The sequence below is a fragment of the Roseicella sp. DB1501 genome, assembly GCF_013112485.1.
Classification (GTDB): domain Bacteria; phylum Pseudomonadota; class Alphaproteobacteria; order Acetobacterales; family Acetobacteraceae; genus Paracraurococcus.
This window is the reverse complement of the sequence record NZ_JABFHG010000007.1, coordinates 64,485-90,567: the sequence shown is the minus strand read 5'-3', so window position 1 is coordinate 90,567 and position 26,083 is coordinate 64,485. Positions and strand designations below refer to the sequence as shown.

27 protein-coding genes and 2 tRNA genes are annotated in these 26,083 nt (G+C 71.7%); 13 read left to right on the top strand and 16 right to left on the bottom strand.

Annotation, left to right across the window (positions count from 1 at the left end; all coding sequences use genetic code 11):
* Positions 1-33 precede the first annotated feature (33 nt).
* From hemC to HJG45_RS15130, 6 genes are all read left to right on the top strand, one after another.
* Positions 34-1,023: a hydroxymethylbilane synthase gene (hemC, locus tag HJG45_RS15155; RefSeq protein ID WP_254452543.1), complete on the top strand. Its 990-nt coding sequence runs from the start codon at positions 34-36 to the stop codon at positions 1,021-1,023.
* Positions 1,024-1,027: 4 nt separating this feature from the next.
* Positions 1,028-1,762 carry a uroporphyrinogen-III synthase gene (locus HJG45_RS15150; RefSeq protein WP_171612945.1) on the top strand — a complete coding sequence of 245 codons (735 nt, stop codon included), beginning with the start codon at positions 1,028-1,030 and terminating at the stop codon, positions 1,760-1,762.
* Positions 1,763-1,771: 9 nt separating this feature from the next.
* Positions 1,772-3,160 (top strand): hypothetical protein, encoded by a 1,389-nt coding sequence (locus tag HJG45_RS15145; RefSeq protein WP_171612944.1) that lies wholly within the window; start codon positions 1,772-1,774, stop codon positions 3,158-3,160.
* Positions 3,161-3,164: 4 nt separating this feature from the next.
* The gene (locus HJG45_RS15140) at positions 3,165-4,457 is read left to right on the top strand and encodes a heme biosynthesis HemY N-terminal domain-containing protein (RefSeq protein ID WP_171612943.1); all 1,293 of its coding nucleotides are present in this window, start codon (positions 3,165-3,167) and stop codon (positions 4,455-4,457) included.
* A 108-nt stretch (positions 4,458-4,565) separates the two neighbouring features.
* Positions 4,566-4,640, top strand: a tRNA-Thr gene (locus HJG45_RS15135).
* Positions 4,641-4,943: 303 nt separating this feature from the next.
* The gene (locus tag HJG45_RS15130; RefSeq protein ID WP_171612942.1) at positions 4,944-6,224 is read left to right on the top strand and encodes a PepSY domain-containing protein; all 1,281 of its coding nucleotides are present in this window, start codon (positions 4,944-4,946) and stop codon (positions 6,222-6,224) included.
* 13 nt (positions 6,225-6,237) lie between these two features.
* Here HJG45_RS15130 and HJG45_RS15125 read toward each other — a convergent pair whose 3' ends face one another.
* Positions 6,238-7,470, bottom strand: a complete 1,233-nt coding sequence (locus HJG45_RS15125; RefSeq protein WP_171612941.1) for an ABC transporter substrate-binding protein — start codon at positions 7,468-7,470, stop codon at positions 6,238-6,240.
* Between the two features lie 553 nt (positions 7,471-8,023).
* Between HJG45_RS15125 and HJG45_RS15120 the strand changes: the two genes are divergently transcribed.
* A complete protein-coding gene (locus HJG45_RS15120; protein WP_171612940.1) occupies positions 8,024-8,392 on the top strand; it encodes an H-NS family nucleoid-associated regulatory protein in 369 nt (122 codons plus the stop codon).
* Positions 8,393-8,453: 61 nt separating this feature from the next.
* On the opposite strand, the gene HJG45_RS15115 is transcribed toward HJG45_RS15120, so the two are convergent.
* The 11 genes from HJG45_RS15115 to HJG45_RS15065 all read right to left on the bottom strand — a co-directional run bounded on the left by HJG45_RS15115 (position 8,454) and on the right by HJG45_RS15065 (position 16,477).
* The gene (locus HJG45_RS15115) at positions 8,454-8,939 is read right to left on the bottom strand and encodes a DUF421 domain-containing protein (RefSeq protein WP_171612939.1); all 486 of its coding nucleotides are present in this window, start codon (positions 8,937-8,939) and stop codon (positions 8,454-8,456) included.
* Positions 8,940-9,488: 549 nt separating this feature from the next.
* A tRNA-Phe gene (locus tag HJG45_RS15110) sits at positions 9,489-9,564 on the bottom strand.
* A gap of 106 nt (positions 9,565-9,670) precedes the next feature.
* Positions 9,671-9,877 carry a DNA gyrase inhibitor YacG gene (locus tag HJG45_RS15105; RefSeq protein ID WP_171612938.1) on the bottom strand — a complete coding sequence of 69 codons (207 nt, stop codon included), beginning with the start codon at positions 9,875-9,877 and terminating at the stop codon, positions 9,671-9,673.
* Positions 9,870-11,024 carry a ribonuclease E/G gene (locus HJG45_RS15100; RefSeq protein ID WP_368040599.1) on the bottom strand — a complete coding sequence of 385 codons (1,155 nt, stop codon included), beginning with the start codon at positions 11,022-11,024 and terminating at the stop codon, positions 9,870-9,872. The genes HJG45_RS15105 and HJG45_RS15100 overlap by 8 nt, the downstream gene beginning before the upstream one ends.
* 22 nt (positions 11,025-11,046) lie before the next feature.
* Entirely contained in the window at positions 11,047-11,634 is a 588-nt protein-coding gene (locus tag HJG45_RS15095; protein WP_171612936.1) for a nucleoside triphosphate pyrophosphatase, read from the bottom strand.
* A gap of 6 nt (positions 11,635-11,640) precedes the next feature.
* The gene (gene infA, locus HJG45_RS15090; protein WP_111471402.1) at positions 11,641-11,859 is read right to left on the bottom strand and encodes a translation initiation factor IF-1; all 219 of its coding nucleotides are present in this window, start codon (positions 11,857-11,859) and stop codon (positions 11,641-11,643) included.
* Between the two features lie 370 nt (positions 11,860-12,229).
* Positions 12,230-13,519 (bottom strand): histidinol dehydrogenase, encoded by a 1,290-nt coding sequence (gene hisD / locus HJG45_RS15085; protein ID WP_171612935.1) that lies wholly within the window; start codon positions 13,517-13,519, stop codon positions 12,230-12,232.
* On the bottom strand, positions 13,516-14,217 hold the full coding sequence (gene hisG, locus HJG45_RS15080; RefSeq protein ID WP_171612934.1) for an ATP phosphoribosyltransferase: 702 nt from the start codon (positions 14,215-14,217) through the stop codon (positions 13,516-13,518). Before hisG ends, hisD begins: the two co-directional genes overlap by 4 nt.
* 90 nt (positions 14,218-14,307) lie before the next feature.
* Positions 14,308-15,567, bottom strand: coding sequence for a UDP-N-acetylglucosamine 1-carboxyvinyltransferase (gene murA, locus HJG45_RS15075; RefSeq protein WP_171612933.1), 1,260 nt, complete (start codon positions 15,565-15,567; stop codon positions 14,308-14,310).
* 22 nt (positions 15,568-15,589) lie between these two features.
* A complete protein-coding gene (dcd, locus tag HJG45_RS15070; protein ID WP_171612932.1) occupies positions 15,590-16,144 on the bottom strand; it encodes a dCTP deaminase in 555 nt (184 codons plus the stop codon).
* A gap of 156 nt (positions 16,145-16,300) precedes the next feature.
* Positions 16,301-16,477, bottom strand: a complete 177-nt coding sequence (locus tag HJG45_RS15065; RefSeq protein ID WP_171612931.1) for a hypothetical protein — start codon at positions 16,475-16,477, stop codon at positions 16,301-16,303.
* A gap of 208 nt (positions 16,478-16,685) precedes the next feature.
* Between HJG45_RS15065 and HJG45_RS15060 the strand changes: the two genes are divergently transcribed.
* The 6 genes from HJG45_RS15060 (at position 16,686) to HJG45_RS15035 (ending at position 21,061) form a co-directional block, all read left to right on the top strand.
* Complete coding sequence (locus HJG45_RS15060) at positions 16,686-16,979, top strand: AtpZ/AtpI family protein (protein ID WP_171612930.1); 294 nt, start codon at positions 16,686-16,688, stop codon at positions 16,977-16,979.
* 58 nt (positions 16,980-17,037) lie between these two features.
* A complete protein-coding gene (locus tag HJG45_RS15055) occupies positions 17,038-17,796 on the top strand; it encodes a F0F1 ATP synthase subunit A (RefSeq protein ID WP_171612929.1) in 759 nt (252 codons plus the stop codon).
* A 71-nt stretch (positions 17,797-17,867) separates the two neighbouring features.
* Entirely contained in the window at positions 17,868-18,092 is a 225-nt protein-coding gene (locus HJG45_RS15050) for an ATP synthase subunit C family protein (RefSeq protein WP_111471394.1), read from the top strand.
* A gap of 68 nt (positions 18,093-18,160) precedes the next feature.
* Complete coding sequence (locus HJG45_RS15045) at positions 18,161-18,784, top strand: F0F1 ATP synthase subunit B' (RefSeq protein ID WP_368040598.1); 624 nt, start codon at positions 18,161-18,163, stop codon at positions 18,782-18,784.
* Positions 18,784-19,287 carry a F0F1 ATP synthase subunit B gene (locus HJG45_RS15040; RefSeq protein ID WP_171612928.1) on the top strand — a complete coding sequence of 168 codons (504 nt, stop codon included), beginning with the start codon at positions 18,784-18,786 and terminating at the stop codon, positions 19,285-19,287. Before HJG45_RS15045 ends, HJG45_RS15040 begins: the two co-directional genes overlap by 1 nt.
* A gap of 184 nt (positions 19,288-19,471) precedes the next feature.
* Positions 19,472-21,061, top strand: a complete 1,590-nt coding sequence (locus HJG45_RS15035) for an ABC transporter substrate-binding protein (protein ID WP_171612927.1) — start codon at positions 19,472-19,474, stop codon at positions 21,059-21,061.
* 48 nt (positions 21,062-21,109) lie between these two features.
* Here the strand turns inward: HJG45_RS15035 and HJG45_RS15030 are convergent, their stop codons facing one another.
* From HJG45_RS15030 to HJG45_RS15015, 4 genes are all read right to left on the bottom strand, one after another.
* The gene (locus tag HJG45_RS15030) at positions 21,110-22,186 is read right to left on the bottom strand and encodes a TRAP transporter substrate-binding protein (RefSeq protein ID WP_171612926.1); all 1,077 of its coding nucleotides are present in this window, start codon (positions 22,184-22,186) and stop codon (positions 21,110-21,112) included.
* Positions 22,187-22,298: 112 nt separating this feature from the next.
* A complete protein-coding gene (locus HJG45_RS15025) occupies positions 22,299-23,390 on the bottom strand; it encodes a TRAP transporter substrate-binding protein (protein ID WP_171612925.1) in 1,092 nt (363 codons plus the stop codon).
* Positions 23,391-23,515: 125 nt separating this feature from the next.
* Positions 23,516-25,393, bottom strand: a complete 1,878-nt coding sequence (locus tag HJG45_RS15020) for an ABC transporter ATP-binding protein (RefSeq protein WP_171612924.1) — start codon at positions 25,391-25,393, stop codon at positions 23,516-23,518.
* 218 nt (positions 25,394-25,611) lie between these two features.
* The gene (locus HJG45_RS15015; RefSeq protein WP_171612923.1) at positions 25,612-26,070 is read right to left on the bottom strand and encodes a VOC family protein; all 459 of its coding nucleotides are present in this window, start codon (positions 26,068-26,070) and stop codon (positions 25,612-25,614) included.
* Between the last annotated feature and the right edge of the window lie 13 nt (positions 26,071-26,083).

Below are 26,083 nucleotides of genomic sequence, written 5' to 3'. Positions count from 1 at the left end.
CCCATCCAGGGCCGCGGTTCTATGAGGGCGCCCATGTCCGCCGGCCATTCCATGTCCGATGTTCCACGCCACGGCAGCGCCTTGCCGCTACGCGTCGGCACGCGCGGCTCGCCGCTCGCGCTATGGCAGACCCGGCACTTCCTGGCCATCATCAGCGATCTCTGTCCGGTCCTGCGCGAGGCGCAGGCCTTCGAGGAGCATGTGATCGCCACCTCCGGCGACCGGATCCTCGACCGCCGCCTCGCGGATATTGGCGGCAAGGGCCTCTTCGCCAAGGAGATCCACGAGGCGCTGCTCGACCGCCGGATCGATTTCGCGGTCCACAGCCTGAAGGATCTGGAGACGGAGATGCCGCCCGGCATCGTCCTCGCCTGCACCATGAAGCGGGAGGATGCGCGGGACGCCATCGTGCTGGGCGAGGGCTGCGGCGCGCCGGATGCGGCCGATCCCTATGCCTGCCTGCCGGCCGGCGCCCTCATCGGCACCGCCTCGGTGCGCCGCCAGAGCCAGATCCTCTTCGCCCGTCCGGATCTCCGCTGCGGCGTCATCCGCGGCAATGTGCAGACCCGGCTCGGCCGCGTGCGGAGCGGCGAGTTCACCGCCAGCCTGCTGGCGCTGGCCGGGCTGAAGCGGCTCGGCCTGGCGGAGGAGGCGGCGATCGTCCTCGACCCGGAGGCGATGGTGCCGGCCGCGGGGCAGGGGATCGTCGGCATCACCGTCCGCGAGTCGAACGAGGAGCTGTGCGAGCTGCTCTCGGCCATCGAGGACCGGGAGGCGGCCGCCGTCAGCCGGGCGGAGCGCGCCTTCCTCGGCGCCCTCGACGGCTCCTGCCGCACGCCGATCGGCGGCCATGCCAGGCTGCTGCCGGACGGCCAGCTCCACCTGACCGGGCTGGTGGCGCGGCCGGACGGCTCCTTCCTGCTCAAGCGCGCCCTGACCGGGCCGGTGAAGCAGGCGCGGGAGCTCGGCGCCGAGCTGGGCCGCAGCCTGCGCGCGGACAGCCCCTCCGACCTCTTCGCTTGAGGCCATGGCGTCCTCCGCGACGCCCGCCGGCGTGCTGGTCACCCGGCCCGAGCCGGGCGGGGCGGAGACGGCGCGCCGGCTGGCGGGGCTCGGCTGGCACCCTGTCCTTGCCCCTGCCCTGGTCCTTGCCCCGCGCCCCTTCGCCCTGCCGCCGGCCCAGGCCTTGCTGCTGACCAGCCGCGCCGCGGCACGCGCCCTGGCGCCGGATGACCCGTCGGGCGACCTGCCGGTGCTGGCGGTGGGCGAGGCGACGGCGGCCGAGGCGCGGGCGCGCGGCTTCCGGCGGGTCACGGCCGCGGCCGGCGATGCGGCGGCGCTGGCAGCGGAGGCGGCGCGGAGCCTCGACCCGGCGGCCGGGCCGCTGCTGCTCGCCGTGGGCGAGGGCTATGGGGCCGAGCTCGCGGCGCGGCTGCGGGCGCAGGGCTTCCGCGTGTTGCGACGGGTTGCCTATGCGGCCCGGCCGGCGGCCACCCTGCCCGAGCCGGCGCTGGCGGCGCTGCAACGGGATGGTGAGGTAGTTGCCGCCCTGTTCTTCTCGCCGCGCTCGGCGCGGCGTGCCATCTCCCTCCTCAAGGCCTCCGGTCATGCCGCAACCGCGGCATCGATGGAGGCGTTGGTCATCAGCCCGAGAGTCGCCGAGGCGGTGGTCCGGGCCCTCGCACCCCTGGCTTGGCGCGCGGTGCGAGTCGCCGGTCGGCCCGACCAGGACGCATTGTTGGCTATGCTCGGTCCCAGGTAGGCTGCACGTATGAGCGAGACTCCCGAGACACCCGCCGGCGCCCCTGCCAGTGCCCCGGCGCCGACGCCCCGCAACTCGCCGCTGGACCCGCCCGCCCCGAAGCGTCTCGACCCGGCGGCGGTGATGATCGGTGTCGGCGGCGTCGTGCTGCTGCTCGCCGTGTGGTGGCTGCTGAAGACGCCGCGTTCGACGAACGAGGCGAGCGTCGACCCGGCGCGCGTGGCGCAGCTCGAGCAGCGGCTCGGCGCGCTGGAAGGCGTGCGCGGCGAGCTCGGCACGCTTGGCGGCCGGCTGCAGGCGCTGGCGCCGCTTGAGGGGCGCGTGCAGGCGCTCGAGAACAAGCCGGCGCCGCAGATGCCGGACCTGCGGCCGCTGGAAAGCCAGGTCGCCGCCCTTGCCGAGCGCACTGCGGTCGCCGAGCGGAGCACGGCGCAGGCGACCGACCGTGTCGCCGCCAACGAGCGCCGGCTGCAGGCCCTGGAAGCGAAGCCGACCTTTGATCCCGCCGCCGTCGCGCCGCGCGTCGCCTTCGATGCGCTGGGCACGCGGGTGGAGGCGCAGGCGACGCGTCTGCAGCAGCTCGATGCCGATCTCACCCGGCGCCTGCAGGAGGCGCAGCGCGCCGACGAGCAGCGCGAGCAGGCGGCGCAGCAGGCGCTGACGCAGAAGCTGCAGGAGGCGCAGCGCGCCGACGAGCAGCGCGAGCAGGCGGCGCAGCAGGCGCTGACGCAGAAGCTGCAGGATGCGGCGCGCGTCGATGAGCAGCGCGAGCAGGCGGCGCAGCAGCAGATGACGCAGCGCCTGCAGGCGCTGGAGCAGACGGTGCAGCAGAAGCTCGCTGCGCTCGATTCCGCGCTCGGCCAGCGGGTCGCGGCGCTCGAGCAGGCGCAGAAGCAGATGCAGGCGCTCGAGAGCCGCACCGCGCGGCTCGCGGCGGTGGACCGGCTGCGCGGCGCGCTCGGCGCTGGCCAGCCGCTCGGCGAGGCGCTCGCTCGCATCGACCAGCCGCCGCAGGCGCTGGCCCGCTTCGCCCAGGCAGCGCCACCGACCGAGGCGGCGCTCCGCCTCTCCTTCGAGGACGCGGCCAAGGCGGCGCGCGCCGCCTCCGACGCGGCGATGCAGCCGGACGGCAGCAAGGCGGGCGTGATGGACAGCGCGATGGCACGGCTCGGCGGCCTCGTCACCATCCGCCGCGGCGACCAGGTGGTCTGGGGCGACGCGGCGGAGGCGGAGATCGAGCGCGCCCGCCGGGCACTCGAGGCCGGGGATATCGAGATGAGCCTGCAGCATATCGACCGGCTGCCGCCGCCCGCGCGGCAGGCCATGCAGGGCTGGGCCGACCAGGCGCGGTCGCTGCTCGCGGCGCGCGCCGCGCTGCGCCAGCTGGCGGCGGGCTGAGCCGATGCGCGCTGCGATCGCAGTCCTGCTGCTGCTGGTCATCGGCGTCGCCGGGGCGATGTACCTGGCCGAGCTCGGCGGCACCGTGCAGATCCAGGTGGGCGATGCCTGGATCGGCACCAGCTTCCCCATCGCATTGCTGCTGCTCGCCCTGGCTTTCCTGGTGCTGCACGGGCTGCTGGTCGGCATCGGCGCGCTGCGGCGCCTGCCGCGCCGGCTGCGCGAGAAGCGCGCGATGCGGCGCCGGGCGGATGGCGATGCCGCGGTGACGCGGGCGCTGATCGCGCTGGCCGCCGGCACCGCCGAGGCGGCGCGGCTCGAGGTGCGCCGGGCGCGGGGCTATCTCGGCGACACGCCGCAGACCCTGCTGCTGGCCGCCGAGGCGGAACGCCTCTCCGGCCGCGAGGAGGCCGCCGCCGAGGCTTTCCGCAGCCTGGCGGAACGCGAGGATGCGCGCTTCCTCGGCCTGCGCGGACTGCTGCGACAGGCGATGCAGAAGGGCGACTGGGAGGCGGCGCAGGCCCTGGCGCGCGAGGCCGAGGCGATCCAGCCCGGCGCCGCCTGGCTGCGCGAGGAGCGGGCGCAGCTCGCTCTCCACACCCATGACTGGCGCGAGGCCCTGGCCCTATCGGCGCCCGAGACGCCGAAGCCGGTCCTTGCCCTGGCCGCCGCGGCGCAGGAGCCGGACCCGACCAAGGCCGCGGAGCTGGAGCGGCAGGCCTTCCAGCTCGACAAGGGATTCGCGCCGGCGGCGATCGCGCATGCGGCGCGGCTGCGCGAGGGCGGCAGCCCGCGCCGCGCCCGCGCGGTGCTGGAGGAGGCCTGGGCCGCTGCGCCGCATCCCGACCTGGCCGAGGCCTATCTGGTGGACGAGCCGGACATCCTCATGCGGGTGAAGGCGGTGGAGCAGCTCATCCGGCGCAATCCGGAGGCGGCCGAGAGCCGGTTGCTGCTCGCCCGCACGGCGCTGGCCGCCGGGCTCACCGGCCGCGCCCGGACGGCGCTGGAGGCGCTGGTCGCCTCGGGCGAGGCGGACCGCCGGGCCTATCTGCTGCTTGCCGAGCTCGAGGAGGCCGAGCATGGCGAGACCGCCGAGGCCCGCGCGGCGCAGTCCCGCTGGCTTCGCCAAGCCGCCTCCGCCGCGCCCGAGCCGCGTTGGCGCTGCGCCCATTGCAGCACGGAGCAGCCGCGCTGGATGCCGGTCTGCACGAGCTGCGGCACGGTCGGGCAGATCGGCTGGACGGCGCCGGTGCGCCCCGCGATGCCGACGGCGGCGACGGCGGCGACGGCGGCCTGAGGTCTGGGGCCTGAGGCCGGGCGCCGCCCTCTCCATTGGGGGCGGAAGAAATGCGCGAGGGGCGTTGCCCTTCGCACCTGGTCCGTGTATCTCCCCGCCGCCTGGAACGCCGACATAGCTCAGCGGTAGAGCAACTGATTCGTAATCAGTAGGTCCCCAGTTCAATCCTGGGTGTCGGCACCAGCCTCCCCATTCTTCGTCGCCCTTCGATCACAGGGTGGGATGCTGTCCGCGCCGCCGATGGCCAGCGCGGAACGCATCCATCATGGACATCCGGTAATCTCACGGTCAGGCATACTCAAGCCGACCAGGCTCGGTTACCATGCCGCCACCATGGCAGGGGCCGGGGGGCAGGGGCCGGGGGGCAGGGGCCGGGGGCCGGCTCTTGGTCGGCCGTGCCGGCTGCGACGCAGCCCCGGCGCCCAATGAAGGCAGCCATGCCAGCAGCCGCAGCTTTGCCGCCGCGACAGGGAACGACGCCGAATCATGCGCCACGCCGCCGGGTTGCTGCATCGCTGGGTTGGGCTGTTCATCGCCGGCTTCCTGATCGTCACCGGCCTCACCGGCGCGGTCATCTCCTGGGACCATGAGCTGGACGACTGGTTCAACCCGCACCTCACCGAGGCGCGCAGCCCGGGCCCGGCCCTGCCGCCGCTCGAACTGGCGCGGGCCGTCGAGGGGCGCGACCCGCGGGTGCGCGCCACCTTCGTCCCGCTCGCCGTCGAGCCCGGCGAATCCCTGGCGATCTTCGTGCAGCCGGTGGTCGATCCGGCGACCGGCCGGCTCTTCGAGCCGGGCTACAACCAGGTCTTCCTCGACCCCGCCACCGGCGAGGAGCTCGGCCGCCGCGAATGGGGACAGGCCTGGCCGATCAGCCGGGAGACGCTGGTCTCCTTCCTCTACAAGCTGCATTTCAGCCTGCACATGCCGGAATTCTGGGGCATCGACCGCTGGGGGGTCTGGCTGCTCGGCGGCATCGCCGTCCTCTGGACGATCGATTGCTTCGTCGGCTTCTACCTCACCCTGCCGCCGCGGCCGGCGCCCCGGAGCGACCGCCCGGCGGTGGTGGCGCGGCAACTCTCCCGCGGGGTCTGGGCGCGGTGGAAGCCCGCCTGGATGATCAAGCGCTCGGGCAGCAGCTACCGGATCACCTTCGACATCCACCGCGCGGTCAGCCTCTGGACCTGGGTGCTGCTGCTGACGCTGGCCTTCACCGGCTTCTCGCTCAACCTCTACCGCGAGGTCTTCCTGCCGCTGATGTCGCAGGTCTCGCAGGTCACGCCGACGCCCTTCATGGAGCGCAGCCCCGCGCCGTTGCACGCCCCGATCCCGCCGGGCATCAGCCGCGAGGAGGCGGTGGCGGTCGGCCAGGCCGAGGCGGAGCGCCGCGGCTGGACCGATCCAGCCGGCAGCGTCTTCTATGCCGGCCACTTCGGCATCTACGGCATCCGCTTCTTCCAGCCGGGCGACGACCATGGCGCAGCCGGGGTCGGGCCGCCGCTGCTCTATGTGGACGGCCAGGACGGCCGCATCCTCGGGCGGCAGGAGCCCTGGGTCGGCACGGCGGCCGACATCTTCGTCCAGGCGCAGTTCCCGCTGCATTCGGGGCGCATCCTGGGCCTGCCGGGACGCATCCTCATCTCCGTCATGGGCGTCGTCGTCGCCGTGGTCAGCGCGACGGGCGTGCTGATCTGGTGGCGCAAGCAGTCTGCGCGTTCGCGCGTCGCGCGCCGGCGCGCGACAATGGTGCCGGCGCCGGGGGAATAGGCGTCTCGCCGCGTCAGGCGCGGATGAGGGGGCAGCCGCCCTCGCCGAGGGGGCGGAAGGCCTGCTCGGCCTCGGTAGTCTGCAGCAGCTTGTAGTAGTCGAAGAGGCCGCGGCTCTCCTCCGGCTTCTTCACCTCGAAGAGATAGGCCGGGTGGAGCTTCCGCCCGTCCTCGCGGATGCGGCCAGGGCCGAAGGCGTCGTCGTCGCAGGGCATCGCCTTCATGCGCGCGACCGTCGCCGCGCCATCGGCCTTGGCCGCCGCCACGCCGAGATCGGCGACCGCCTTCAGGTAATGCAGCGTCGCCGAATACTCGCCGGCCTGGATCATGCTGATCGGGACCTGGCCGGCGAGCGCGCGGGCGCGCTGCGCGAAGGCGCGGGTGCGGTCGTTCAGATCCCAGTAGAAGGTCTCGGTGCAGACCAGCCCCTGCGCCACCTGCAGGCCGAGCGCATGCACATCCGGCAGGAACATCAGCAGCGACGCGACCTTGATGCCGCGCCGGGTCATGCCGAACTCCGCCGCCTGCTTGATGCAGTTCACCGTATCCGTGCCGGCATTGGCGAGGCCGATCACCTTCGCGCCCGAGGCCTGGGCCTGCAGCAGGAAGGAGGAGAAGTCCGTCGTGCCCGGGAAGGGCGTGCGCACCGCGCCCAGCACCTTGCCGCCATTCGCCTGCACGAAGCGCGCCGTGTCGCGCTCCAGCGAATGGCCGAAGGCGTAGTCGGCGGTGAGGAAGAACCAGCTCGTGCCGCCCGCTTTCACCGTCGCGCCGCCGGTGGAGGCGGCCAGCATGTAGGTGTCGTAGACCCATTGCACGGTGTTCGGCGTGCAGGCGCGGCCGGTGAGGTCGGAGGTGGCGGGGGAGGTGGCGAGCATCACCTTGTTCTTCTCCCGCGACAGCTCGGCGACGGCGAGGGCGGCGGCAGAGGAGGTGATGTTGACGACGGCATCGACGCCGTCGCGGTCATACCATTGCCGCGTGATGTTCAGCGCGACGTCAGGGCGGTTCTGGTTGTCCGCCACCAGCACCTCGACCTGCAGGCCGAGCCGGGTCGCCTCCTGCGCCGCGAGGCGGGTGCAGGCGACGGAGACGGGGCCGTTGATGTCGCGATAGGGGCCGGCCATGTCGGTCAGCACGCCGATGCGGATGGGGCCGGCCGCCTGGGCGCGGGCCCTGTGCCAGGGCATCCCGGCCGCGGCCGCCGTGGCGCCGGCTTGCAGCAGCGATCGTCTCGTCATGTCCATGGCTCGTTTCCCCCGGCGGCGTCGTTGCGGCGCCTGCTTCGTTTGAATGCGGGGTCGATCCTAGACGGGGGCGGGACGGGAGGGCCAGGGCGTGCCGGGGCGAGGGCGGTCCGCGCCGCTCTCGCCCTCCGGCGCCCTGGCAATCGGAATGCTGCATCTCAGCCAGTAAGGCGGCCGCGCCTGCATAAAGCGATTTTCCAGTATATCGCCATGCCGCCTATCCCGAAAGCGGCTGAGACGGCACGGACATAATCGTCTTGATCGGTCATCGGCCATCATCCCTTGGCCATCCCGGAAGGCTCGAATCCTTCCAGGACCGGGTTAGCTTCGGCCTTCGAGAAGTCGATGCCGCCCTTCCACCTCTGCTGAAAGGCGTGCAATGCCCAAATGTCCTGGGCGATAGCGCCAACTCCAACACGCCGTAACCAAAACCCTGATCACGCCGAACGGCGTCATATTTTACAACATTTGTCGTGGAGACTGCGGTAGCGGTGGGTTTCTCGTTTCGCCTCGGCTCTGCTACAGCTCGTGGAAAGAGCTAAAGGTAATCAAGATGGCGAATAGCAACAGCCTCCGGCGCAGCTTCGACCTGGACGGGATGACCGTTGCCGAGCTTACGGCGCTTCGCGATGCCGCGGAGGCGAAGCGGCTGGAGAAGCTGGAGGATGCCAAGACCGCTGTCATCGAGCGTGCCAGAGCGGAAATCGAGCAGCTTGGCCTGTCGTTCGAATCCGTGTTCCCGAAGGTAGCGCAGTCGCCAGCGGGGTCTTCCCGGCGAACGCGCAGGGACGCCGGCGAGCCTGTGCCGGTGAAGTTCCGCGGTCCGAACGGCGAAACCTGGAGCGGGCGCGGCAGGATGCCCAAATGGCTCCAGGCGTTGGAAGCGGAGGGCAAGAGCCGGGCAGACTTCGCCGTCAAGTAGGGCGGCGGCAAGGCAGGCGAGCCGCGAAGCGCTTCCTGCAGCTTGGCCAAGCGCCCGGTATTCACTTCGATTTTAGACCCGCGCTGAGGGTGCCGTCGCTTTCCAGGATAAGAAATGCGACGTCTTCAATGTCTCGCCCGCCCGCGGAGCGCACGGCGCTCAATGCCTCGCCATGGGTAATCCTTTCGCGCCTCATGGCTGCTTCACAATACTCACCGTCGCGCGCAAGCAGGCTTGGTTCCGATCGGACTGCCTTTGCGAAGGCGGGGAAGCGGACGGAGGTATAGGCAACGACAAACTGCAGAAGGATTAGCAGGGCAAGGGCAATCATCCCTTCAGCCAAGGCAACGGATTCCTGCAGCAAGATGGCGGACAGCGTGGAACCAAGCGCAACTGTGACGACAAGATCAAAGGCGTTCAGTTTGGCAAGCGTACGTTTGCCCGAAATGCGAAGGAACAGAATTAATATGGTATAGGCCAGTGCGCCGACTATGAGGGTGCGCACGATCCCTTCCCAATTTTGAAAAAACATGTTCGTCCAATTCATGGGATGATCCTGTCGTGCTGTTGGCGGTGTGGCGCAGCGCGCGGGGTATGGTCGGAGGGCTGGTACGGCAGTGGCTGATGGCTTGCGATCAAGATCCTCGACAAGGCGGTATCGCTGACGGTCGTCTGGCTCCGCACCAGCCATGGCGCGGCCGCAAAATTGCCAGTACGGCTGTCGCTTCCATGACAATGGCCACCCGCTCGATCCGCAGCGAGGTGATCGAAGGCGAGTTCCCATAACCTGCGGACCTCGGAAGGCCCGTTCGATCCGGCCTGCCAGATGCTCCGCGATCTCTGGGACGCGACGCTTGCCCGCGCGCGGACTCAGGGCGCGCCGTGGCCCCTCGACCGCATCGTGAACGCGGCCAGCGCCTCGGTGATCGCGGCCCATGAACAATGGACCAGGGAATTGGAGACGCAGAAGGCGTCGATGCAGGGCGCACGTGCTTCAGCGGCAATCCGCGCGCGAGTGCCGGCGAGACTGATCGGGCCGCCGCAATCTCGGCGCCCTTCAAGCTCCTGGAGAGCCTCAACATGACCGAAAAAGAGATGGTGCCCAGGGGCGGAATCGAACCACCGACACTGCGATTTTCAGTCGCATGCTCTACCAACTGAGCTACCTGGGCCCAAGCATCCGGCCCTGTCTGGGGGCCGCCGGCAGAGGAGGCGGGAGATAGCGGAAGCCCCGGGGGCTGTCCACCCAGGCCAGGGCGAAATTGCGCGCGTCTCGCCTCACTCGCCCTCGTCCGGGCCGCTCTCCGGCGGCTCGCCCGGAATCGCGTAATCGCCCGCCAGCCAGCGGCCGAGATCGATCTGCCGGCAACGCGCCGAGCAGAAGGGGCGGAAGCGCTGGTCCGGCGCCACCGGCTTGCTGCAGACCGGGCAAGGGCGGGGGTAGGGGCGGGCGGGGCGTTGCGGCGGGGCGGCAGACTCAGCCATGCGGGACCTCCTCGATCTCGGGCTCCGAACGCCCCGGATCGGTCAGGCGCTGCAAGGGCGTCCCCAGCGCCGCCTCGGCCTCGGCCAGCGCCCCCGGCAGCGCTTCGAGCGCCGCGAGGACGGCCGGCGCCGCCCGCAGCGCCCAGCGCCGTCCGGGGCGCGTGGCCGCCTCGCGCACCGCGCAGCGCAGCGCGGTCAGGCCCTGGGTGAGCGGCGAGACTGGCCAGCCGAGCAACTCGTGCAGCGGCGGATGGACGCGCTGACGCTGGATCTCGAACAGGCCAAGCGGGCCGAGGCCAAGCAGCCGCGCCAGCAGGTCGGGCGCGAGCGCCGCGGCGAGCGGCCCTGCCAGCGCCGCGCGCCGCTTCACCGTCAGCCCGGCAAGGTCGAGCAGGATCGCCCCGGCCAGGTTGCGCAGCCGGATCTGCCGCGCCGCCTCGGCGACCGCCGCCTCGTTGAGGCGACGCTGCGCCTGCGGGTCGCGGGTGCCGGCCGCGCTGCCGGCATCGACATCGATGGCGGTGAGCGCCGGTGTCGGGTGGATCAGCAGCCGGCCGCCGCCGGGCAGCGGCACCTCCGGCCCGGCGAGCAGGTCGAGCTCAGCCTCGATCGTCTCGTCGAAGACCGGCGCATGGCTCAGCGCCACGCGCGCCGGGCCGAGCACCGCCCGCAACCGGGCGGCGAGCGGGGCGCTGTCGGTGCGAAGCACGGCCTCCGGATGGGCGCGGGCCAGCCGCAGCGCCGCCACCGGCCCGCGGGCGATGAGGGCCGGGCCGCCCGCCGGCGCCGCCTCGATGCGCGCCGCCTCGGCCGGGGTCAGCCGGGCGGTCAGGCGCGGCCCCTTGCCACCCTGCGCGGCGCGGGTGACGCGAACGCCAAGAAGCTGTCCTTCGTTGACCGACCGGGCTATCGGCTGCTTCGCGGCGCCGACGGCCGATTCCGGCAGGAAGCCGGTCTCGCCACCGGCCATGGCGAGGAAGGCCCCGGCCATGGCCGGGGCGAGGGCCGAGACGCGCGCCCGGTGCAGGTCGCCGACACCATCGGGCCGGCCGGGCCGCTCGAGATGGTAGGCGACGAGCCGCTCCTCGGCATCGAGCAGCGCGGTGCGCCATTCGCCCGGCGAGGCGGAAAGCAGGATCAGCGTCACGGCCACTCCTGGGGCGCCTGGCCTAGGGCCGCAGCCAGCCGGCGCCCCGCAGCAACTGCGCCGTCTCGAAGAGCGGCAGGCCGATGACGTTGGAATGCGAGCCCGAGAGGAAGCGCACGAACATCTCCGCCCCGCCCTGGATGGCGTAGCCGCCCGCCTTGCCCTGCCATTCGCCGCCGGCGAGATAGGCGGCGATCTGCGCCTCGGTCAGGCGCTGGAAGGCGACGACGGTATCGACCAGCCGGGCGGCGCGTCCGCCATCCGGCCGACGCAGCACGACGCCGCTATAGACATGGTGCCGGCGCCCGGAGAGCAGCTCCAGGCAGCGCCGCGCCTCCGCCTCGGTCTCGGCCTTGGGCAGGATGCGGCGGCCGACGCCGACCACGGTGTCGGCGGCCAGCACCAACGCTCCGGGCGCCTGCGCGGCGGCGGCGGCGGCCTTCGCCTCGGCCAGGCGCGCGGCGAGTTGCCGCGGCAGCTCGGCCTTGCGGGGCGTCTCGTCGGTCTCGGTGGGCAGGATGCGGTCCGGGACGATGCCGATCCGGGACAGCAGGTCGCGCCGCCGCGGACTGGCCGAGGCCAGCACCAGGGGCGGCCGCTCGGCAGGCAAGGCTGCCTACTTGAAGCGGAAGGTGATGCGGCCCTTGGTGAGGTCGTAGGGCGTCATCTCGACATTCACCCGGTCGCCGGCGAGGACGCGGATGCGGTTCTTGCGCATCTTCCCGCTGGTATGGGCCAGCACCATGTGCTCGTTGTCGAGCTTGACGCGGAACATCGCGTTGGGCAGCAGCTCCACCACGGTGCCGCTGAACTCGATCATATCCTCTTTTGACATCCGAAACCTTATCTGCGCGCGACGTGGCCCGCCGCGTCGACCTGCAGCGCCGCTCGCAGCGCGGAGGGAGGCCGGCGGGACGCGCCCCGGGGAATGGAAGGGCGGGCGGCAACATGATGGCGGGGGGAGGGCCGGTCAAGGCAACCCGGCCATGCGGCGACGCGGCCCGGATCCCACGCCCCCCAGCTTCGGCACCCCTGGCAGCCTGTTCCCCCAGCCGCTACCCGTTGCCCTTCCGTGGCGTTGCCACGGAAGGCTGTAACGCCCCTCGGACCAAAAGCGAATAATGGGGCCCCGCCAAGACGCGAAGCGGCTTCGTGGGACATCTCATCGGGGCCCCCGCGGCGGCGCGCAGCAACGTCGTGGGGATTTATCGCAGCCTGAGCGCCACGCTCCGGCCGTGCGCCTGCAGCCCCTCGGCCTCGGCGAGCGCCACGGCGGCCGGGCCGATGGCGGCGAGGCCGGCCTCGCTCGCCTCCACCCAGGTGGTCCGCTTGAGGAAGTCGAAGACCGAGAGGCCCGAGGCGAAGCGGGCGGTGCGGCCGGTCGGCAGCACATGGTTCGGCCCCGCGACGTAATCGCCGATCGCCTCCGGGCAGTGGCGGCCGAGGAAGGCGGCGCCGGCATGCCGCACCCGGGCCATGGCGGCGCGCGGTTCGGGCAGCATGAGCTGCAGGTGCTCCGGGGCGAGGCGGCTGGCCAGTCTGAAGGCCTCCTCCCAGTCCCGCACCAGGATGATGGCGCCGTGCCGCCGCCAGCTCTCGCCGGCGATGGCGCCGCGCGGCAGGCTGCGCAGCTCCGCCTCCACCGCCGCCGCGACCGCATCGGCGAAGCCGGCATCATCGGTGATCAGGATCGCCTGCGCCGCCTCGTCATGCTCGGCCTGGGCCAGCAGGTCCACCGCGACATGGCGGGGATCGTTCGTGGCATCGGCGATCACCACCACCTCGGACGGCCCAGCGATGGAATCGATGCCGACCCGGCCGAAGACCTGGCGCTTGGCCTCGGCGACATAGGCATTGCCGGGGCCGACGATGCGATCGACCGGCGCGATCGTCTCCGTGCCCCAGGCCAGGGCTGCGACGGCCTGGGCGCCGCCGATGCGGTAGACCTCGGCGACGCCGGCGCGCCGCGCAGCGGCGAGGACCAACGGGTTGAGCTGCCCGCCCGGGGCCGGCACCGCCATGGCGATGCGCCCGACGCCGGCGACCCGCGCCGGCAGGGCATTCATCAGCACCGAGGAAGGATAGGCCGCCTTGCCGCCCGGGACGTAGAGCCCGACCGCATCCAGCGGCGTCCAGCGCATGCCGAGCGTCAGCCCTGCCGGGTCCGGCAGCTCCAGGTCCTGCGGCTTCTGCGCCGCGTGGAAGCGCTCGATCCGCTCGGCGGCGAGGTCGAGCGCCTGCAGCAGGTCCGGCGCGATGCCGGCGACCGCCGCCTCGATCTCCGCCGGCGTCACCCGCAGCGCCGCGGCGCTGCCAGGCTGCCAGCCATCGAAGCGGGCGGTGAGGCGCAGCAGGGCGGCATCGCCCTCGGCCCTGACCTCGCCGATGATGCCGGCGACGGCGGCGTCCACCCGGGCGGTGGTCTCCCGCGCGGTGTCGAGCAGCGCGTCGAAGGCCGCGGCGAAGCCGGCGGCGCGCGTGTCGAGCCGGATCACGCGGCGGGCTCGAGCGCGGCGCGGAAGCGGGCGATCCAAGCGCCGATCCGCTCCGGCTGGGTCTTGAGGGCGGTGCGGTTGACGATCAGCCGCGATGTCACCGGCGCGATCACCTCGGTCTCGACCAGCCCGTTCGCCTTCAGCGTGCTGCCGGTGGCGACCAAGTCCACGATCACCCGCGACAGGCCGAGCGAGGGGGCCAGCTCCATCGCCCCGGAGAGGGAGACGATCTCCGCCTGCACGCCGCGAGCGGCGAAATGCCGGCGGGTGATGTTCGGGTATTTGGTCGCCACGGTGATGCGCGACCAGCGGCTCGGGTCGTCCGAGCCGGCGGTTGCCGCCGGCTCGGCCACCGAGACCCGGCAGCGGGCGATGCCGAGGTCGAGCGGGGCGTAGATCTGGTCGTAGTCGAACTCCATCAGCACGTCGGCGCCGCAGATGCCGATATGGGCGGCGCCGAAGGCGACGAAGGTGGCGACGTCGAAGGGCCGCACCCGGACCATGTCGAGGCCGGGATCGGAGCTCTCGAAGCGCAGGCGGCGGCTGTCCTCGTCGACCAGGTCCTGCGCCGGGGTGACGCCGGCGCGGGCGAAGACGGGGCCGAGCTCGGTGAGGATGCGGCCCTTGGGGACCGCGAGGATCAGCGGCCCGGCATCCGCCGTGGCCGCCGCGACGGGTTCAGTGATCGGCAGGTCCATGGAAGAGACTAGCACCTGGCGGGGGTCCGGAGGCGAGACGATTTCATGTCAGGCGAGGGCAGGGATGGGGGCAAGGCGCGCCGGGGCATCTCAGCCGGCCACCCGCTCGATATCGGCGCCGACGGCGGCGAGCTTCGCCTCCACCCGCTCATAGCCCCGGTCGAGATGGTAGACCCGGTTCACGATGGTCTCCCCCTCCGCCGCCAACCCGGCGAGGATGAGCGAGACCGAGGCCCGGAGGTCGGTCGCCATCACCGGCGCGCCGGAGAGCTTCGGCACCCCGCGGACGATGGCGGAATGGCCGTGGTAGTTGATCCGCGCGCCCATGCGCATGAGCTCGGGCACATGCATGAAGCGGTTCTCGAAGATCGTCTCGGTGATCATCGAGGCGCCCTCGGCGACGCACATCAGGGCCATGAACTGCGCCTGCATGTCGGTGGCGAAGCCGGGGAAGGGCTCGGTCATCACGTCGACGCCCGAGAGCCCGTTCATGCGCGAGACGCGCAGCCCCTCCGGCCGCTCCGCGACCTCGACGCCGGCCTCGCGCAGGATGCGGGCGGTGGCGCCGAGATGGTCGAGCCGCGCCCCCTCCAGCAGCACCTTCCCGCCGGTGATGGCAGCCGCGATGGCATAGGTGCCGGCCTCGATCCGGTCCGGCACCACGCGATGGGTGGCGCCGGTGAGGCTGCCCGTGCCCTCGACCCGCAGCCGGTCGGTGCCGATGCCCTCGATTCGCGCGCCCATGCGCATCAGGCATTCGGCGAGGTCGGAGATCTCCGGCTCGCGCGCGGCATTGACCAGCTCGGTCTCGCCCTCGGCCAGGCAGGCGGCCATCAGCAGGTTCTCGGTGGCGCCGACCGAGACCTGCGGGAAGAGGATGCGGGCGCCCTTCAGGCCATGCGGGGCGCGGGCGAGGACGTAGCCGGCCTCGATCTCGATCTCCGCCCCCATCTGCTCCAGCCCTTTAAGATGGAGGTCGATCGGGCGCGTGCCGATGGCGCAGCCGCCGGGCAGGGAGACCTTGGCCTCGCCGAAGCGGGCGAGCAGGGGCCCGAGCACCAGGACCGAGGCGCGCATCTTGCGCACCAGGTCGTAGGGCGCCTCGAGGTTCCGCGCCGCGCCGGAGAGGGTGATGCTGCGCGCCTGCCGGTCATGCTCGACCGAGAGCCCGTGCTGGCGGAGCAGCCCGGCCATGGTGGCGATGTCGGCCAGGTCCGGGGCGTTCAGCAGCCGGAGCGGCCCGTCGGTCAGCAGGGCGGCGGCCATGAGCGGCAGGGCGGCGTTCTTGGCGCCGCTGACCGGGATGCGGCCCTCGAGCGGCCTGCCGCCGCGGATGCGGATGCGGTCCATCGCGCGTTCCCCCGATCCCGGCCTAGAGCCGGGGCAGCGCGACGCCGCGCTGGTGCATGTATTTCCCGGCCCGGTCGGCATAGCTGACATCGGGCGCGCTGGCACCCTGCAGGAAGAGGAACTGGCAGATCCCCTCATTCGCGTAGATGCGGGCGGGGAGAGGGGTGGTGTTGCTGATCTCGATGGTCACCTGGCCTTCCCATTCCGGCTCGAGCGGGGTGACGTTCACGATGAGGCCGCACCGCGCATAGGTACTCTTGCCGAGGCATATGACCAGAACGTCGCGCGGGATGCGGAAATACTCGACCGTATGGGCAAGGGCGAAGCTGTTGGGCGGGATGATGCAGGTGGCGCCGCGGCGGGTGACGAAGCTGTCCTCGGCGAAGTGCTTCGGGTCGACCAGCGCGTTGTCGACATTGGTGAAGACCTTGAACTCGTCGGCGACGCGGGCGTCGTAGCCGTAGGAGGACAGGCCGAAGGAGATGGTGCCCTCGCGCCGCTGCGCCTCGACGAAGGGCTCGATCATGCCCTGCTCGGCCGCCATGCGGCGGATCCAGTGATCGGGCATGATGGTCATGGCGCGCCTTCCGGTCGGCATGAAGGGGATGGCGGGCCGCGGCGCCGGGCCCAGCCGGGCCGCCGAGGTCGCGGCCGCCCCGGGCAAGGGCGGCCCCTTAGCCCAGCCTCCGGGCAGCGGCAACCGGCGCCGCCCGGGTCCGCTGACCCAGGCTGCTCAGCCCTCGGGGTCCGGCTTCGCGGGCAGCGCCTCCCGCGCGCGAGCCTGCGCCTTGCGGCGGCGGAGATTGGCGCGCAGCGCCGCGGCCAGCCGCGCCTCGCGCTCGGCCTTCGATGCCGCCGCGGCCGGCCGCTCCGGCGGCGGCTTGCGGGGAGGGCCGGGATCCTTCGCCATGCGAGGAGACTTCGCCGCTCGGAGGGGGAAGGTCAACGGCCTTGCCGAGCCTGCCAGGGAAGGTGCGCGGAACGCTTTCGCCCCGGCCGGCATTGCTGCCACATGCGTGTCGGAAGGCCTGTCGTTGCGGCCCGCGCTTGCTTGACAGCCAGCGGGGGGTGCCGTAGCAGCCACCTGCCTTCCGACGGGGAGCCGACGGAGGAGCGCGGTGAACGAGCGAGACGGGTTCGAGGAGCGGTTGCGCGAGGCCAGAGCCCGACGAGGCCTGGACACGCCGCGACCTGGCCGAGGCGCGCCTCCCTCGGGACCCTGGGGCGTCGGTTTCCGGGCCGGTGTCGAGGTGGTGGCGGCCCTCGGGGTCGGCGTCTTCCTGGGCATCATGCTGGATCGCTGGCTCGGGACCTGGCCGTGGCTCTTCCTGCTGTTCTTCGTCCTGGGCGGCGCCGCCGGGGTCCTGAACGTCTATCGCCTGTTCAACCCGCGCCGCGGTGCCGGTCGATGAACGCCGTGTCCGGGGCCTGACCCCGTGCGCAGGGCATAACGGGGCTTGGGAGCCGACAGTGGCCGCCGAAGGCAATTCGATCGACGCGCTCAGCCAGTTCTCGCTGACTCCCGTGCTGGGCGCGGTCGGCAACTCCGTGGGCTTCACCCAGTCCACCGCGCACATGCTGCTGGCCGTCGGCGTGGTGACCCTGCTGATGATGTGGGGCATGTCGCGCCGCGCCATCGTGCCCGGCCGGCTGCAGGCCATGGCCGAGAGCGCCTATGAATTCGTCCACGACCTCGCGGTCGGGCAGATCGGCGATGAGGGGAAGCGCTACTTCCCCTTCATCTTCTCGCTCTTCATGTTCATCCTGCTGGGCAACTTGCTCGGCCTGCTGCCCTACGGCTTCGCCTTCACCAGCCATATCGCGGTGACCTTCGGGCTGGCGGCGCTGGTCTTCGTCATCGTCACCATCGTGGCGCTGTCGATCCACGGGCTGCACTTCTTCAGCTACTTCTTCCCCGAAGGGGCGCCCAAGGCGCTGGCGCCGCTGATCATCCCGATCGAGATCATCTCCTATCTCTCGCGGCCGGTCAGCCTCTCGGTCCGTCTCTTCGCCAACATGGTCGCCGGCCACGTCATGCTCGAGGTCTTCGCCGCCTTCGTGGTGATGATCGGCGGCGCCGCCGGGGTGCTCGGCATCCTCGGCGCCACCCTGCCGCTCGCGGTGAACGTCGCGCTGGTCGGCTTCGAATTGCTGGTGGCCTTCCTGCAGGCCTATGTCTTCGCCATCCTCACCAGCATCTACCTGCACGACGCGGTGCACCTGCACTAAGGCAGGCGCGCCGCCGCCGGCGGGTTATCTTCACCACCCTCTCTATCCCACCAAGGACAAGGAAAGACCCCATGGACGTTCTCGCCGCGAAGGCCCTCGGGGCCGGCCTCGCCGTCATTGCTCTCGCCGGCGTCGGCGTTGGCATCGGCAACATCTTCTCGGCGATGGTCTCCTCCGTCGCCCGCAACCCGGGCGCCCGCGACGCGGTCTTCCCGATCGGCATCCTGGGCTTCGCGCTGACCGAGGCGGTTGCGCTCTTCGCCCTGCTGATCGCCTTCCTCATCCTGTTCACCTGAGGTCGCCCGGCGCGTCCGCCGCTCATGGCGGGCGCGCATCCGCGTCCATCCAGGTGAGGAGATTTCCCGTGAAGCCTCGGGCCCTGAAGCCTTGGCTCCTGCTCGCCGCGGCGGTGCTGGCCTTCGTGCCATGCCTTGCCCTGGCGGCCGAACCGCATTTGGCCGAGCCGGTCCCCGGCATGCCTCAGCTGGCCTTCGGGCACCCCGAGCAGGGCCGTTTCCTGATCGCCAGCATCGTCTGGCTCTTCATCATCTTCGGCATCCTCTACTACGTCATGGCAACCTATGCGCTGCCGGGCGTGGCGCAGGTGCTGGAGACGCGGCGCGCCCGTATCGAGGGCGACCTCGAGCAGGCGCAGGCCGCCAAGCAGCGGGCCGACGCCGCCCTGGCGGAGCATGAGGCCGCGACGGCGAGGGCGCGCGCCGAGGCGCAGGCCGCCGTGACCAGCGCGACGCAGCATGCCCAGGCCGAGGCAGCCGAGAAGGCCGAGGCGCTCAATGCCCGGCTGAACGCCCAGATCGAGGAAGCCGAGCAGCGCATCGCGGCGTCGCGCGATTCGGCGATGGCGGCGCTGCGCAGCGTCGCCGCCGACACGGCCGAAGCCCTCGTCAAGCGGCTGACCGGCGGCGCCGACCGCGCGGCAGTCGACCAGGCGGTCGGGGCCGAACTGGCAGCGCGAGGGCGGGCCTGATGCATCACGCGGAGCATTTCTGGCTCGACCCGCGCTTCTGGGTGGCGGTCAGCTTCATCATCTTCGTGCTGCTGGTCGGCCGGAAGGCCTGGGCGCAGCTCACCGCCTCGCTCGACGCGCGGGCCGAGAAGGTGCGCGCCGAGCTCTCCGAGGCGGCGCGGCTGCGCGAGGAGGCGGAGGCCATGCTGAAGCAGGCCGAGGCCGATCGCGCCGCGGCGCTGAAGGAGGCCGAGGCGCTGCTGGCCCGGGCGCGGGCCGAGGCGGAGCGGGTCGCCGAGAGCGCGGCCGCCGAGGCCGAGGCGTCGGCCAAGCGGCGCGAGCGCATGGCGATGGACCGCATCGCGGCGGCCGAGGCCGGCGCGGTGGCCGAGGTCCGCGAGGCGGCGGCCGAGATCGCCACCGCCGCGGCGCGCCGGGTCATCGCCGACCGCGTGACGGCCGAGGCCGATGCCAGGCTGATCGACAGCGCCGTTGCCGACCTGCCGCGGGCACTGCGCGCCTGAGGGTTGGTCGCTGGGCCAAGCTTGTGGCCCGGTTGCGGATCTGAGCCGGTGGATCGGGGGCCGCAAGGCCCCCTTTTCGCGTCCATGGCCTTGACGGCAAACGGAGTTCTCCACCGGACGTTGCCGGTTCGCGGCGGTCGCGATACCGTCCCGCGCCTCGACCGCGCTGGGAGAACCAGAAGACATGCGTCGCCTCGCCCTCGCCGCCGCGCTGCTCTGCGGCACCGCCCTCGCCATCCCCGCGCCGGCCGGCGCCCTGGTCTTCCGCTGGGCCAATGACGGCGACGTCAATTCGATGGACCCCTACGGGCGCAACGAAACCTTCCTGCTCTCCTTCAACGCCAATATCTACGAGCCGCTGGTGCGGCGGAACAAGGAGATGGGGATCGAGCCGGCGCTGGCCGAGCGCTGGGAGCAGCCCTCGCCCACCATCTGGCGCTTCCACCTGCGCCAGGGCGTGAAATTCTCCGACGGCACGCCCTTCACCGCCGAGGACGTGGTCTTCAGCGCCGAGCGCGTGCGCGCCACGGGCTCGAACCTCGCCGCCGTGCTCTCCTCGGTGAAGGAGGTGCGCAAGGTCAACGACCACACGGTCGAGATCGAGACCCTCGCCCCCGACCCGATCCTGCTGCAGGAGATCACCACCTGGGCGATCATGTCGAAGGCCTGGGCGGAGAAGAACAACGCCACCAAGCCCGCCGACCTGACGAGCCGGGAGGAGAATTTCGCCACCCGCAACGCCATGGGCACCGGACCCTTCCGCCTGGTCAGCCGCGAGCCCGACCGCAAAACGGTGCTGGAGCGCAACCCCGGCTGGTGGGACAAGCCGACCCACAACATCGAGCGGGCCGAGCTCAACATCATCGCCAACGACGCGACGCGCGTCGCGGCGCTGCTCTCGGGCGAGGTGGATTTCGTCTACACCGTGCCGCCGCAGGACGTGACGCGCATCGGCAACAGCCAGGGCGTGCGCATCATCCAGGGGCCGGAGCTGCGGACCATCTATCTCGGCATGGACCAGCTGCGGCCGGAGCTGCTGAAGAGCGACGTGAAGGGCAAGAATCCCTTCAAGGATGCCCGCGTCCGGCGCGCCCTGTACCAGGCGATCGACATCAACGCCATCCACCGCACCGTCATGCGCGGCCAGTCGCACCCGACCGGGCTGATGTGGGGGCCGGGCGTCAACGGCTATGTCGAGGCGGAGGACAAGCGCCTGCCGCTCGATGCCGCCGGCGCGAAGAAGCTGCTGGCCGAGGCGGGCTATCCGGACGGCTTCGGCGTGACCATGGACTGCCCGAACGACCGCTACGTGAATGACGAGGCGATCTGCACCGCCATCGTCTCCATGCTGGCGCGCATCGGCATGAAGGTGACGCTGAACGCCCAGACCCGCGCCCGCTACTTCGCCGAGATCAACGCGCCGCGCTACAACACCAGCTTCTACCTGCTGGGCTGGACCCCGGCGACGGGCGATGCGCACAACGCCATCTTCAACCTCATCGCCTCTCGCGACGGCAAGGCGCGCGGCAACTTCAACAACGGCGGCATCGCCAACGCCCGCATCGACGAACTGACCGATCTCATCGCGGTCGAGACCGATGCCGCGAAGCGCCAGGGCATGATCAACGAGGTCGGCCGCATCGTGCGCGACGAGGCGCTCTACATCCCGCTGCACCAGCAGCAGATCGTCTGGGCGGCGCGCAACACGGCCGAGGTGGTGCAGACGCCGGACAACTACTTTGCGCTGCGGCACGTGCGGCTGAAGGATAAGTAGGGCCGGTGGCCCTGATGCGTCCCCGCATCAGGGCCCGCGCCGCGTGGCTCAGCCCCGCTCGACCAGCGCCAGGAAATTGGCGCTGCTGTCCTCGGCGACGCGGAACCAGGCCTGGGTGTCGCGGCGGAAGCGGTCCCAGCCGGCATGCACCTTGCGGAAGCGCGGGTTGCGCTCACCCATCTCGGCATAGGTGTCCTGCGTCGCCTTGTAGCAGACCTGCAGCACGTCCCGCGGATAGGCGCGGAGCTGGGTGCCGCCGCCCACCATCCGGCGCAGCGCCTGCACGTTCAGCATGTCGTAGCGCGAGGTGCTCCAGACCTGGCTTTCGCCCGTCGCCACCTCCAGCGCCTGCTGGTATTGCTTCGGCAGCGCTTCCCAGGCCCGGGCATTGACCATGATTTCGCCCTCGGAGCAGGGCTCCCACCAGCCGGGATAGTAGTAGTAGGGCGCGATGCGATGGAGGCCGAGCTTCTCGTCGTCATGCGGCCCGACCCATTCGGCCCCGTCCACCACGCCGCGCTCGAGCGCCGGATAGATATCGGCTGCGCCGAGCTGCTGCGCGACGACGCCGAGCTTGGTCAGCACCGTGCCGGCGAGGCCGGCGATGCGGAATTTCAGCCCTTTCAGGTCCTCAACCGACTTGATCTCCTTGCGCAGCCAGCCGCCCATCTGCGCGCCGGTGTTGCTGCAGGGCAGGGGGACCACGCCCTGGTCGCGGTAGACCTCCTCCATCAGCTCGCGGCCGCCGCCCTGGTGGATCCAGGCCAGATGCTGGCGGGTGTTCATGCCGAAGGGCATGACCGAGCCGAAGCCGAGCGTCGGGTCCTTGCCGATGTAGTAGTAGGCGGCGGTGTAGCCGCACTCGATGGTGCCGGCGCCGACGGCGTCCATCACCTGCAGCGCCGGCACCAGCTCGCCGGCCGCGAAGGGACGGATTTGGAAGGCGCCGCCGGTCAGCTCGCCGACCCGGCGGGCGATCATCTCCTGCACGCCCCAGAGGACATCGGTGGATTTCGGGAAGCTGCCGGCGCAGCGCCACATGACCTGGGCCTGGGCGGCGGCGAGGTTCGGGGCGGCCAGCGCAGTGCCGGCGGCGCCCGCGGCCAGCAGGCCGCGGCGGTTCATGGACAATGTTCTCTCCCTGGCTTCGGCGGGGCCGCCCTGCCTCGGCGGCCTGCCCGAGTCGATCACGAACCGTGCGGCGAGCGCAAGGATCGCCACCGGTCCGCCAGGCTGCTCAGCGTTGCGCCGTCTGCACCGCGAGGAAGTTCCCGAGGCTGTCCTCCGCCACGCGCAGCCACTGCGTCTGCTCGATGCGGAAGGCGTCCCACTTCGCATGCAGCCGCTTGAAGCGCGGGTTCTGCTCGCCGAGCTCGGCATAGAGCTCCTGCGTCGCCTTGTAGCAGGCCTGCAGCACGTCGCGCGGGAAGCCGCGGAGCTGGGTGCCGGAGGCGAGCAGCCGCCGCAGCGCCGCCGGGTTCAGCACGTCGTAGCGCGCCGCCATCCAATGCCAGCTCTCGGTGCAGGCGGCGTTCAGCACGGCCTTGTACTGCGCCGGCAGCTCCTCATAGGCCTTGGCGTTCACCATCATGTCGATGGAGGGCGAGTACTCCCACCAGCCGGGGTAGTAATAGAACTGGGCGACGCGGTTGAAGCCGAGCTTCTCGTCGTCATAGGGCCCGACCCATTCGGCGCCGTCGATCACCCCGCGCTCCAGCGCCGGGTAGATGTCCGGGCCGCCGATCTGTTGCGTCACCACGCCGAGCTTGCCGAGCACGTTGCCGCCATAGCCGGCGATGCGGAATTTCAGCCCCTTCAGGTCCTCGACCGACTTGATCTCCTTCCTGAACCAGCCGCCCATCTGCGCCGCGGTGTTGCCGGCCGGGATGCCGACCACGCCCTGGTCGCGATAGACCTCGGCATAGAGCTCCCGCGCCCCGCCATGGGTCAGCCAGGCCCAGTGCTGGCGGGAGGAGAGGCCGAAGGGGATACAGGTGACGATGGCGAGGGAGGGGTCCTTGCCCAGGTAGTAGTAGCCGCTGGTGAAGCCGCACTCGACAGTGCCGGCGCCGACCGCGTCCAGCACCTGCAAGGCGGGCACCAGCTCGCCCGGGCCGAAGACCTGGATCTGGAAGGCGCCGTCGGTCATCTCCGAAACGCGCCGGGCGATGTATTCCTGGGTGCCGTAAAGGGTGTCGAGGGATTTCGGGAAGCTGCCCGGGCAGCGCCAGCGGAGGCGCGGCTGCGCCGAGGCGAGGTTGGGCGTGGCGAGCGTCGCGGCGCCGGCGGCACCAGCGGCGCCGCTTGCGAGCAGGCGGCGGCGATTCATCCTGGAGATTGCTCCCGAAGGTCGTTGCCGCAGCAGAATGCGCGGAACGGCTGGCCCGCGCAACGCGCGCGGCCGGCGGTGGCGCCCCGCCGGCAGCGGGGAATGCCCCGATGGGAGGACCCCGCCTAGACTCCCGCGAAGGCCCCGCTCTGCTGCCGCCAGAGCCGGGCATAGGTGCCGTCCCGCCGCAGCAGCGCCGCATGGGTGCCCTCCTCGACGATCCGCCCGTGCTGCAGCACCACCAGCCGGTCCATGCGCGAGAGGGTGGAGAGCCGGTGCGCGATGGCGAGCACGGTCTTGCCCTGCATCAGCGTGCCGAGCTGCTCCTGGATTGCCGCCTCCACCTCGGAGTCGAGGGCGCTCGTCGCCTCGTCCAGCACCAGGATCGGCGCATCCTTCAGCAGCACCCGGGCGATGGCGATGCGCTGCCGCTGGCCGCCCGAGAGCTTCACCCCGCGCTCGCCGACCTGCGCCTCGTAGCCGGTACGGCCGCGCCAGTCCTGCAGGTCGCGGATGAAGGCATCGGCATGCGACCGCGCCGCGGCGGCCTCCACCTCGGCCATCGTCGCCTCCGGCCGGCCGTAGCGGATGTTGTCGCGGATCGAGCGGTGCAGCAGCGCGGTGTCCTGCGTCACCACCCCGATCGCCGCCCGCAGGCTCTCCAGCGTGACCCCGGCGATGTCCTGGCCGTCCACCAGGATGCGCCCCTCCTCCGGCCGGAAGAAGCCGAGCAGCAGGTTCACCAGCGTCGACTTGCCGGCGCCGGAATGCCCGACCAGCCCGACCCGCTCGCCCGGTGCGATGCGGAGGTCGAGGTCCTGGATCACCCCGGTCTCCCGTCCGTAGCCGAAGCGCACCCGCTCGAAGCGCACCTCGCCGCGCGGGACGCGGAGCGGCACCGCCCCCGGCGGGTCAGGCGCGGTCGGCGGCACGGCGATGGAGCCCATGCTCTCCTGCACCACGCCGAGATTCTCGAAGATGGCGGTGACGTTGAAGGCCACCCAGCCGGAGATGTTGGCGATCTGCCAGGCCATCGGCAGGGCGGTGGCGACGGCCGCCACCTCGATCGCCCCGCGGGTCCAGAGCCAGACCGCGATCGCCGCCATGGCGGTGATCATGGCGGCGTTCAGCGTGGCGAGGGCGAAGCCGTTGAAGGTGACGAGGCGCATCTGCCGCTGGAAGGCTTCGGTCAGGCCGAGCACCCCGTCGCGGATGAAGGCATCCTCCTCCCGCGCCCGGGCGAACAGCTTCACCGTCTGGATGTTGGTGTAGCTGTCGACGATGCGCCCGGTGAGCAGGCTGCGCTGCTCCGCGGCGCGGCGCGAGCGCTCGCGCATCCGCGGCACCAGGAAGCGCAGCAGCAGGGCGTAGAGCGGGAACCAGGCGGCGATCGGCAGGGCGAGGCGCCAGTCGGTGCCGGCGAGCAGCAGCAGCGCCGCGGTGCCGTAGACCAGGATGTACCAGACGGCGTTGATCACCTGCACCACGCTCTCGCGCAGCGCCGGCCCGGCCTGCATGACGCGGTTGGCGATGCGCCCGGCGAAATCCTCCTGGAAGAAGGGCAAGCCCTGGCGCACCACCTGCCAGTGGCTCTGCCAGCGGATCATGCTGGTGACGTTGCCGTTGATGCCCTGTTGGGTGATCAGGTTCTGTAGCAACAGCGCCACCGGCCGGCCGAGCAGCATGACGGCGCCCATGCCGAGCAGCAGCGGCCAGGCCTCGGCCCAGAGCTGGTCCCGCGCATGCGTGCCCAGCAGCCCGACCAGCCTGCCGATCATGGCCGGGATGGCGGCGTCGAGCAGCGCCACCAGCATCCCCGCGCCGAAGAGGGCGAGGAACAGCGCCCGGGTCTGCCGCAGGAAGTGCCAGTAGAAGCCGAGCAGCCGGTGCGGCGGCGCCGTCTCGGGGACCGGCGTGCCGAGCAGCCGCCCGGCCGGGCTGCCGGGCGGGGCGACGGGGTCGACCAGGCGTTCGAAGACTCGGAAGGGCCGGCGGAATGGCATAGGGCAGCAATCGTCCGGCGGCTCGCGGGATCAAGCGGCGCGCGGTGACGATGCCGCGACGGCGGCGACCGATACCGCGCGCAGGACGGTGAAGCCGCCCTGCGCCTCAGTCGCCGGGCGCCGTGCCTTCGCACGGCCTGGCTTCCCGCCACTCGGCGCGGCGCCCGGTCGGGCGCCCGGCCCTGCGGGCCGCAGGTTGGGCCAGCGGGTGCCCGGCATCACCCGCCGAACATCGCCCTGGCCCGGCGGGCGATCTCCTCCGGCGGCACGTTCTCGACATGCGTGGCGATGAACCAGCGATGCCCGAAGGGATCGCGCAGCGTGCCGATCCGGTCGCCGTAGAACTGCGTCTCCATCGGCCGCAGCGCCTCCGCCCCGGCACCGACCGCCCGGGCGAAGAGGGCATCGGCATCCTCGACATAGAGATGCAGGCCGACCGAGGCCGTCTCGCCCGCCGGGGCGATGAAGTCGCCCTCCGGCCAGGGATCGGCCAGCATGACCAGGCTGTCGCCGATGGCGATCTCGGCATGTCCGATCCGGCCGCCCGGCGCCTCGAGCCGCATGCGCTCGGTGGCGCCGAGGGCCTCGGCATACCAGGCGAGGGCGCGGGCGGCGCCGTCGATGGCGAGATAGGGGATCACGGTCGGATAGCCGGGCGGGATGGGGGCGACGGGCATGGGATGGCCTCCT

Bases quoted from the DNA above. Each gene is read 5' to 3' on its own strand.
- hemC (WP_254452543.1), top strand. From the start codon at position 34: ATGTCCGCCGGCCATTCCATGTCCGATGTTCCACGCCACGGCAGCGCC.
- HJG45_RS15150 (WP_171612945.1), top strand. From the start codon at position 1,028: ATGGCGTCCTCCGCGACGCCCGCCGGCGTGCTGGTCACCCGGCCCGAG.
- HJG45_RS15145 (WP_171612944.1), top strand. From the start codon at position 1,772: ATGAGCGAGACTCCCGAGACACCCGCCGGCGCCCCTGCCAGTGCCCCG.
- HJG45_RS15140 (WP_171612943.1), top strand. From the start codon at position 3,165: ATGCGCGCTGCGATCGCAGTCCTGCTGCTGCTGGTCATCGGCGTCGCC.
- HJG45_RS15130 (WP_171612942.1), top strand. From the start codon at position 4,944: ATGCGCCACGCCGCCGGGTTGCTGCATCGCTGGGTTGGGCTGTTCATC.
- HJG45_RS15125 (WP_171612941.1), bottom strand. From the start codon at position 7,470: ATGGACATGACGAGACGATCGCTGCTGCAAGCCGGCGCCACGGCGGCC.
- HJG45_RS15120 (WP_171612940.1), top strand. From the start codon at position 8,024: ATGGCGAATAGCAACAGCCTCCGGCGCAGCTTCGACCTGGACGGGATG.
- HJG45_RS15115 (WP_171612939.1), bottom strand. From the start codon at position 8,939: ATGAATTGGACGAACATGTTTTTTCAAAATTGGGAAGGGATCGTGCGC.
- HJG45_RS15105 (WP_171612938.1), bottom strand. From the start codon at position 9,877: ATGGCTGAGTCTGCCGCCCCGCCGCAACGCCCCGCCCGCCCCTACCCC.
- infA (WP_111471402.1), bottom strand. From the start codon at position 11,859: ATGTCAAAAGAGGATATGATCGAGTTCAGCGGCACCGTGGTGGAGCTG.
- hisG (WP_171612934.1), bottom strand. From the start codon at position 14,217: ATGGACCTGCCGATCACTGAACCCGTCGCGGCGGCCACGGCGGATGCC.
- murA (WP_171612933.1), bottom strand. From the start codon at position 15,567: ATGGACCGCATCCGCATCCGCGGCGGCAGGCCGCTCGAGGGCCGCATC.
- dcd (WP_171612932.1), bottom strand. From the start codon at position 16,144: ATGACCATCATGCCCGATCACTGGATCCGCCGCATGGCGGCCGAGCAG.
- HJG45_RS15065 (WP_171612931.1), bottom strand. From the start codon at position 16,477: ATGGCGAAGGATCCCGGCCCTCCCCGCAAGCCGCCGCCGGAGCGGCCG.
- HJG45_RS15050 (WP_111471394.1), top strand. From the start codon at position 17,868: ATGGACGTTCTCGCCGCGAAGGCCCTCGGGGCCGGCCTCGCCGTCATT.
- HJG45_RS15040 (WP_171612928.1), top strand. From the start codon at position 18,784: ATGCATCACGCGGAGCATTTCTGGCTCGACCCGCGCTTCTGGGTGGCG.
- HJG45_RS15035 (WP_171612927.1), top strand. From the start codon at position 19,472: ATGCGTCGCCTCGCCCTCGCCGCCGCGCTGCTCTGCGGCACCGCCCTC.
- HJG45_RS15030 (WP_171612926.1), bottom strand. From the start codon at position 22,186: ATGAACCGCCGCGGCCTGCTGGCCGCGGGCGCCGCCGGCACTGCGCTG.
- HJG45_RS15025 (WP_171612925.1), bottom strand. From the start codon at position 23,390: ATGAATCGCCGCCGCCTGCTCGCAAGCGGCGCCGCTGGTGCCGCCGGC.
- HJG45_RS15020 (WP_171612924.1), bottom strand. From the start codon at position 25,393: ATGCCATTCCGCCGGCCCTTCCGAGTCTTCGAACGCCTGGTCGACCCC.
- HJG45_RS15015 (WP_171612923.1), bottom strand. From the start codon at position 26,070: ATGCCCGTCGCCCCCATCCCGCCCGGCTATCCGACCGTGATCCCCTAT.